The 8,060-nt window shown below is 40.6% G+C and carries 6 protein-coding genes; 3 read left to right on the top strand and 3 right to left on the bottom strand.

Features of this window, described 5'->3' with window-relative positions; translation table 11 throughout:
* Positions 1-122: 122 nt before the first annotated feature.
* On the bottom strand, positions 123-674 hold the full coding sequence (locus IQ234_RS18725) for a Uma2 family endonuclease (RefSeq protein WP_193958185.1): 552 nt from the start codon (positions 672-674) through the stop codon (positions 123-125).
* A 46-nt stretch (positions 675-720) separates the two neighbouring features.
* The gene (locus IQ234_RS18730) at positions 721-2,247 is read right to left on the bottom strand and encodes an AAA family ATPase (protein WP_193958186.1); all 1,527 of its coding nucleotides are present in this window, start codon (positions 2,245-2,247) and stop codon (positions 721-723) included.
* 711 nt (positions 2,248-2,958) lie between these two features.
* On the opposite strand from IQ234_RS18730, the gene IQ234_RS18735 reads away from it, so the two are divergent.
* From IQ234_RS18735 to IQ234_RS18745, 3 genes are all read left to right on the top strand, one after another.
* Positions 2,959-3,219 (top strand): EAL domain-containing protein, encoded by a 261-nt coding sequence (locus tag IQ234_RS18735; protein WP_193958187.1) that lies wholly within the window; start codon positions 2,959-2,961, stop codon positions 3,217-3,219.
* An 89-nt stretch (positions 3,220-3,308) separates the two neighbouring features.
* Positions 3,309-5,129: an EAL domain-containing protein gene (locus IQ234_RS18740; RefSeq protein ID WP_193958188.1), complete on the top strand. Its 1,821-nt coding sequence runs from the start codon at positions 3,309-3,311 to the stop codon at positions 5,127-5,129.
* 299 nt (positions 5,130-5,428) lie between these two features.
* Positions 5,429-6,430, top strand: a complete 1,002-nt coding sequence (locus tag IQ234_RS18745; RefSeq protein ID WP_002740086.1) for a phosphoribulokinase — start codon at positions 5,429-5,431, stop codon at positions 6,428-6,430.
* Positions 6,431-6,482: 52 nt separating this feature from the next.
* Here the strand turns inward: IQ234_RS18745 and IQ234_RS18750 are convergent, their stop codons facing one another.
* On the bottom strand, positions 6,483-7,196 hold the full coding sequence (locus tag IQ234_RS18750; RefSeq protein ID WP_193958189.1) for a response regulator: 714 nt from the start codon (positions 7,194-7,196) through the stop codon (positions 6,483-6,485).
* Positions 7,197-8,060 lie beyond the last annotated feature (864 nt).

Below are 8,060 nucleotides of genomic sequence, written 5' to 3' on the forward strand. Positions count from 1 at the left end.
CAACCAAAAGAAGTCAAGCTGTATCCTTAACAAAGGAACAGTCAAACTAGGAGCCGTGTGAGGTGAAAGTCTCATGCACGGTTCTGAATGGGAGGGGAGGTCGGTGACGACCTTCTCGACCCCTAATCAAACCCAGGTAAGACATCTTCCCCAGATAAAATAGCAGGTAAATTAATAATTTCCACACCGCTATTTAGTCGGTATATTTCCACCTGCTGTTGTTGGGGATTAATCAACCAACCCAAACGTAAACCACTGGCTAAATATTCGCGCATCTTTTCGCGTAAAGAGGTTAAGGAATCAGTACGAGAACGTAATTCAATCACAAAATCGGGACATAAAGGTGGGAACTTTTCTCGCTCTTCTGCGCTCAAAGCTTCCCATCTCTCCCGTTTTATCCAAGCAACATCAGGAGAACGATATCCTCCCTTTGGTAAACGAAAAATTGTCGAAGAACTAAACACCTCACCAAGTTGAGTTTGCTCGTTCCATACCCCAACTTTAACAATCAAATTAGCTTCCTGTTTACCAGTATTTCCACCCACGGGAGGCATAATTAATAATTCTCCTTTTTGATTACGTTCTAAATTCCATGTTTGATTAGCCTGACAGAGATGATAAAATTGTTCATCGGTCAGATTAACTGCATCGATATTTAACACTACAGTTTCCATAATCGCTTCTACTTGTTGCTGCTTTATATCATTGATTCATCTCAACCTATTTACCTAATTGACTCTCCAAAAATTCTGGCCAATTGGGATTAGTAGTGTCTAGGGAAATTAGATAGGGTTGTTCCCTTTCATGAAAAGGTTCTGTTTTCTCAATTTGAGCATTTAAAACCTCGATAGTAGCATCAGAAATATCGCCTTTTCTAGCGGCAATCCGTTGTTTTAAAACTTCTATAGGTGCGTGACAATGGACGATATGAAAAGGAATATGTAAATTTTGGGCATAGGTTAATAAGGGTTCTCTCCAAGCATATTTATCATAGCGTGCATCGAGAATAACTGGATAACCTAAAGTTATTAAAATTCGGGCTAATTCCGCCAGTCTAGCGAAGGTTTTTTGACTCATTTCGAGACTATATATATCTAGACTTGCTCTTTGATTTAAGTCAATTCCAGCCAAATGTTTGCGAACTGCATCGGAACGAATCTGAATAGCATTAAGATTTTTAGCAATTACTTTCCCTATGGTACTTTTACCCGATGCAGAAAATCCCGACATCAGAATTAATCTCAGTTTCTGCGGTTGGGTGTACTGCCAAGCTAATTGATAATAATCCTGTGCATTGGCTTTAATTTTCTCAGAAAAACTGTCACCATCAAGCAGAAAACTATTGACTTTTGCCCTCACATACGCTTGTCTAGTCAGGTAGAGAGGCAAGACTTTTAAACCCTCCCAGTCTGCGGTTTGTTCTAGATAAGTATTGACAAATAAATTAGCGAAATCTTCTCTCCCCCTAGCGGTTAAATCCATAGCTGTAAAAGCAATATCATACATGACATCAACGAAGCGAAAAGATTCATTAAATTCTATGCGATCAAATAATTGTATTTCTCCCTGCCACTGACAGATATTATTTAAATGTAAGTCGCCGTGACATTCGCGAATCATCCCTTTTATTTGTCTTTCCTCTAACCAATCTCGGTGTTTTGCGAAGAATTTATCTGTATAAGCTTTTGTTTCATCGTATTGTTTTTGGGTTTGAACAAAATTAATATATTTCTCGGTTTGTTGGTAGTTTTCATCAAAAGCTTGTTTAATAACTTCTAAATTGCCAAACTGAGTAATATAGGAATTAGTCACAGCTTGTCGATGAAATTGTGCCACTTTTTGAGCCAAAGACTCGATCGCTTTTTCCGTTAGTTCTCCCCGTTCAAAAATTTTACTTAGTAAACATTCTTGAGGAAACTGATTCATTTTTAAAATGTATTCTATTACTTTTCCTTTGCCATTTAAACTTATGCTACCCTGTTCTTCATTAATTGACAAAACTTCCAGATAGATATTAGCGGCAACTTTTTTATTTAACTCTAGTTCCTGTTCTAGATAATATTTTCTCTTTTCTAAAGTGGAGAAATCCAAAAAATTATAATTAACTGATTTCTTGACTTTATAGGCATAATCTCCTGTCAAGAAGATAATTGAAGCATGGGTTTGGATAATTTGAACGGGAATTTTGACAGAATGAGGATAAAAGTCGGGATTTTTTAATTCTTCGATTAATCGGTTGCTATCCATAGGGAGAACTCCTCCGGGGTACATCTCATTTTTGTAAATTTATTAAGTTGAGATTTTTAAAGGAAAAATCTCTGCTAACTATCTAAGCACAATTAATTACACATCTAAGCCACTACTCCGTCAGACTTCTGCGGTGGTGAGCAAACAGAGAACTGAAAACTCAAATCCGATCTCTAATAGCTTTATCCCGTCTCCCGTCTCCCGTCTCCCGTCTCCCGTCTCCTGTCTCCTGTCTCCCGTCTCCTGTCTCCCGTCTCCCGTCTCCTGTCCCGACTAGGAAATTAATTTTGCACGACTACTTAAAATAGGGCTTTATTTCTGATTTTATCACTCAATCTCGGCCCTTGAGGGTTTCTACTCCCCGAAACCCGTTAGGGAGGACAGGACTTCGCGAACCGCGTGTGTGGTTTTAGATGTCCCTGGAGGAAGCACCTCTCCCAAAGTTCAGAAAGCATTAGCTTTGCAAGTGGGATGCTTACAGGCGGCTATCCGTACATTTGTATTAGTTTATTGCTGATTGTCGGTATTTCTGCAAATGTGAGATGCAGCAGGTCTAAATTAATGAAAACTGCATCATGGGGGATGAGAGCTTTGCCAACTCAGCTTTAAGGGACCTGCGGGAATTAGGGATGCAGTTAGTTTTAGATAATTTTGCCACAGGCTATTCCTGATTAAGTTATATTTATAAATACACCTTCGACAGTTTGAAGATTGATTGATCAAACCTTTATCCAATCTTTACCATCAAAAACCAAGCATTTAGCCATGTTATCGACTATGATCAGCCTAGGGCAGAATTTGAATTTACGAGTTATTGCCGTCGGGGGAGAAAGTTTACAACAGTTGGATATTTGCCAACGTCTCGACTGTGAAGAAGTACAAGGATTTTGGTTGACTCTGACTTTGAACCCCGAAGATGTGACACAATTGCTGTTAAGTAACTGTTCCGAATTACCCCCAACACTTTATTGAGAAAATAAATTAACTTAAAGACGAATAAGTCATAGCTTTTGAGAGAACAAATTAACTTATATTTTTACTTTTGTCGAGGTGCCGAAAAAATGATTAATGGTTCATCCAATTCCCGTTATCTCCTGATTGTGGAAGATCCTCAAGGTAGAAAAACAATTACCCTAGAGGACATGAACTATTCTCTGGGTCGTAAGTCCGATAATCAAATTGTTCTTCGCTCCAAACACGCGTCTCGCTATCATGCGACTTTAATTAAAAAGAGTATTGATCGCCAAAATTTTTCCTATTGGATTCTTGATGGTGATTTAGAGGGAAATAAAAGTCATAATGGCATTTATGTCAATGGGAATAAATGCTTGGTTCATGAATTAAAAGATGGTGATTTAATTAACTTTGGCTGTGATATAAATGCCAGTTTTCATTTAATAGTCAGTCAAGAAAAAAGAGAGCGAGAACCAGTTGAAAGTCTAGGACAGTTTCAAGGAAATCCGACGGAAAATGGAACCGATTCTAGCTATGATGACCTCCATGCAAAAAGTACCTTAATTCTTCATCAAGCTCCATCGCAAATCATAAGTTTTAATAGTAAGACTCAAGAGGAATATTCTTCGGTTGTTCTCACGGATTTACCTAACCGTTCTCTTTTTAATGAATACCTTTCAACTGCCATTAATAATGCCCAGAAAAATAATAAACTGATCGGGCTTTTATTGGTGGACGCGGGGCGGCTAAGAAATGTCAACAGTCAACTAGGTTATCGACTGAGAGATAAACTATTAAAAATCTTAATTGAACGTTTAAGAAAAAGTTTGCGATCAGACGATATGGTCGCCCATTGGAGAGGGTACGAATTTATTATCCTGCTGCCACAAATTAATGATGCTAATGATCTAGAAAAGGTTGGTCAAAGAATTATTAAAACCCTAGAAAGTAATTACGAAATCGAAAATCACTCCCTAGCCGTGCGATTAAGTTTAGGTTCAGTTATCTATCCCCCTGACGGCACAGATAGGAAAGTAATATTACAGAAACTGGAGGAAAATTTAGTAGCAGTCAAGAATAATATAAATAATAACTCCCAGATAGAGTCCGTTAATGTTCACCCCAAAAATAATCGTAGTTCTAAAGTTGAATATTTTCTCTATCAGGCAATGAGAAATAATGAATTAGCTCTTTACTATCAACCGCAGGTTAATATCACTCAGGGGCAAGTGGAAGGATTGGAGGTATTATTGCGCTGGTTACACCCTCAATTCGGATTAATCCCCCCTAATCGTTTTTTACCCTTAGTTGAAGAAAGCGAGTTAATCCTTGAGCTTAATCGTTGGGTACTAAAAAATGCCTGTCAACAGGCACAAATATGGCAGCAGCGGGGATTATTATACACTCCCATCTCGATCAATTTGTCCCCACACCAATTGCGCGATCCCCAGCTGCTCACCAACCTCAAAGAAGTCTTGACTGAAAGCAAAATCGGGCCTTTCTTTCTGGAGGTAGAAATAACCGAGACAAGTTTACTGGAAAATAGCCGCGAAACCGGTCGAATTCTTGGGGATTTGCAGAAATTGGGTATTAGTATTACCCTCGATGATTTTGGCAGCGGTTACGCTTCGATCGCCTATCTCGGTCAATTTCCCGTGAAAAAACTAAAAATAGAGCAATCTTTAACAAAAAAATTGACTGATGCTCCCCAAGATACCCGTTTTATCTCGTCATTGCTGGCGATAGCGAAAAGTTTTAACTTAATAGCGATCGCCAAAGGAGTAGAAACCCAACAACAATTAGAAATCCTGCAAGAATTAGGTTGTGAGAGAATGCAAGGCAATCGCATCAGTTCCCCTCTAGCAGTGGAGGAAATGACTAAATTTCTCCACATCCACCGCACCGTCTCAGTAATCAGTGATCAGTGATCAGTTACCAGTTATCATATCTGGGTTTTTAGTAAGGAGGAGTAAATAGCATTAACAGTGCTGTCCTTTCACTGATCACTGTTTACTGATAACTGATAACTGATAACTGATTTTGGTCACTGATTCCGGTATGATCTGAACAGAATATCTAGTATTAAATACCTACTCATTCTAGCGTGAGGCTCTTGCCGAACCTGTCAGCAGCAGAAATTTTGTAGCGGCGGGGTGCTACTGGATCCAGAGTCTGGTTTAATTACATACTATGGGTTAACAATTAGTCGTGTATTTAGAGGGAAACTATGGCCAATAAGCCAGAGCGCGTGGTTCTAATCGGTGTAGCTGGGGACTCCGGTTGTGGGAAATCTACTTTTTTACGTCGTTTGACCGATTTATTCGGGGCCGAGTTTATGACAGTGATCTGTTTAGATGACTACCATTGCCTCGATCGCAAACAGAGAAAAGAGGTGGGTGTCACCGCACTCAATCCGAAAGCGAATAACTTTGACCTGATGTATGAGCAGATTAAGGCTCTTAAGGGAGGTCAAGCCATTAATAAACCTATTTATAATCATGAAACGGGGATGATCGATCCCCCCGAAATCATCGAACCGAATAAGGTAATCGTGATCGAGGGACTACACCCCTTATATGATGAACGAGTCCGGTCTCTATTAGATTTCAGCGTTTATCTCGATATTAGCGATGAAGTCAAAGTTAACTGGAAAATTCAACGGGATATGGCCGAGCGCGGTCACACCTATGATGATGTGATGGCGGCCATTAATTCTAGAAAACCCGATTTCAGTGCCTATATCGATCCCCAAAGACAGTACGCTGACGTGGTGATTCAAGTGCTGCCCACCAAATTACTTGAAGATCACGAAAGTAAATTACTACGGGTCCGTTTAATCCAGAAAGAAGGGGTAGAAAACTTTGAACCCGCTTATCTGTTTGATGAAGGTTCCACCATCGATTGGCGGCCCTGTGGTCGTAAATTGACCTGCACTTATCCCGGTATTAAACTCTACTATGGTCCGGATGGCTTCTTGGGAAATGAAGTGTCGATTCTGGAACTAGATGGTCAATTCGATAACCTCGAAGAAATGATCTACATCGAAAGCCATTTGAGCAAAACCGGCACTAAATACTACGGTGAAATGACCGAATTACTGCTCAAACACAAGGATTATCCCGGTTCCACCAATGGTACAGGTTTATTCCAGGTGTTAGTCGGTCTCAAAATGCGTGAAACCTACGAAAAACTAATGGCAGCCGAAGCAAAAGTGGCAGCGTCAGTCTAGTTTTTAGTTTTGACCGAACCGGCATCCTATATGGTTAGGATGCCGGTTTTTTTTAAGCTACTAATCCCGATCGCAGGGCCAACACTGCCGCTTGAGTGCGATCATCCACAGAGAGTTTATTTAAGATATTGCGGACATGGGTTTTCACCGTGCCGATGGTGATATAGAGTCGGTCGGCAATCTGAGCGTTACTGTAACCCGCAACAATCAGATCGAGAATTTCTAGCTCTCGTCCCGTTAGGGGCGCATTTTCCAATAATTGACGATATTCCGAGTCAAGGCCGTGAATTGCCACTGTTTTCGACCTGGCAGCCCCACCCACGGGAACTTTTTGGCGCACTTGTTGCAGGACAATATTGGCGATCGCAGGATCGATCCAGGGATTACCTTCGTAGGTGCAATAAATCGCCTCGACTAATTTATCGACGCTAATATCCTTCATACAGTAGGAATCAGCCCCAGCAGCAAAAGCCGCTAAAACCAGTTCTGGGGTTTTGTGCATGGTTAGCATGAGGACTTTCGTGGCCAAGCTGTCTTCGCCCCGATTTTGTTGGAAGCGTCGCACTAACTCGATGCCATCGATCGTGGGTAAACCTATATCGATGATCGCCACATCGGGTTTAGTCTCCTCTAGCAGCTTCAGTCCCTGTAATCCACTGATCGCTTCCCCTACCACTTGAATACCCTCCCGATGCTGGAGAGCCGTCACTAAGCCCATGCGGGTTAAATCGTGATCTTCTACAACGATAACCTGGACTTTATCCATATTTTTTGACCAGTTTCGCCGAATTAGGCGATGATTTGCTAATTTTGGCTTTTCGATTATTAGAGCCGCTCCTTAACATTGACTTCACTCCCTTCCTCCTTCTCTGAATTCCGCTTTCTTATTCTTCATTCGGCAATCCCCTTTTTCCGGTTGATTTTATTTCTAATTACTAAAAGCAGAGATTGCCAATATACTTAGCCTCCCCTAAAATCTACTCAAATCTACCCCAATTTACCCAGATTTTTCTGCTTTAATTATTTTTTTATAATATCATGCAAATCTCGATTAGGCAAGGATTTGGCTTTTCTGGTTTCTGTGTGGAAACGAGGCCTATAATGATAGTTTATTTATTTAACAAAATAGCCCTAAAAGTCTTTCCCAGTAAACATTTCAGAATTTCATTGGCAAAAATTATCACACAAAGTCGAGAAGAGCCAAGATAATTTTAAGAAGAATACATCTTTGAGCTGCTTGGATTTTCCTAGAATAGAACCAAGCTCTGGTTTAATTAATTTTTTAGCCTATTGGGACTTAGGCATTTTCGTTCAAAAAAGGATACATTTGGAGACTCATTGGGACTTAGGCATTTTCGTTCAAAAAAGGATACATTTGGAGACTCATTAGGATTATTAAGCAAGGAGGCAAAATTATTTGTAGGATGGGTTAGCGGTAGCGTAACCCATGCCGGCGTTGGGTTTCATGCTTCAACCGTTCGGCTGAGCTCACGGCCGAAGCCCAACCTTGTATATTGAGAGAGGTGGTAGACCGTCCCAACCTTGGTCGGAAAAGACCGCTTCGTAGCAAGGGTCACCACCATAATCTCCCTGACAAAACTCGAACAGTCGCCGGGGTCGTGGCGAAAAC

This window comes from Microcystis aeruginosa LEGE 91341, assembly GCF_015206885.1.
Classification (GTDB): Bacteria; Cyanobacteriota; Cyanobacteriia; order Cyanobacteriales; family Microcystaceae; genus Microcystis; species Microcystis aeruginosa_H.

What these genes read in the sequence shown, in the direction of transcription:
- IQ234_RS18725 (WP_193958185.1), bottom strand. Translation starts at nt 674, where the DNA reads ATGGAAACTGTAGTGTTAAATATCGATGCAGTTAATCTGACCGATGAA.
- IQ234_RS18730 (WP_193958186.1), bottom strand. Translation starts at nt 2,247, where the DNA reads ATGGATAGCAACCGATTAATCGAAGAATTAAAAAATCCCGACTTTTAT.
- IQ234_RS18740 (WP_193958188.1), top strand. Translation starts at nt 3,309, where the DNA reads ATGATTAATGGTTCATCCAATTCCCGTTATCTCCTGATTGTGGAAGAT.
- IQ234_RS18745 (WP_002740086.1), top strand. Translation starts at nt 5,429, where the DNA reads ATGGCCAATAAGCCAGAGCGCGTGGTTCTAATCGGTGTAGCTGGGGAC.
- IQ234_RS18750 (WP_193958189.1), bottom strand. Translation starts at nt 7,196, where the DNA reads ATGGATAAAGTCCAGGTTATCGTTGTAGAAGATCACGATTTAACCCGC.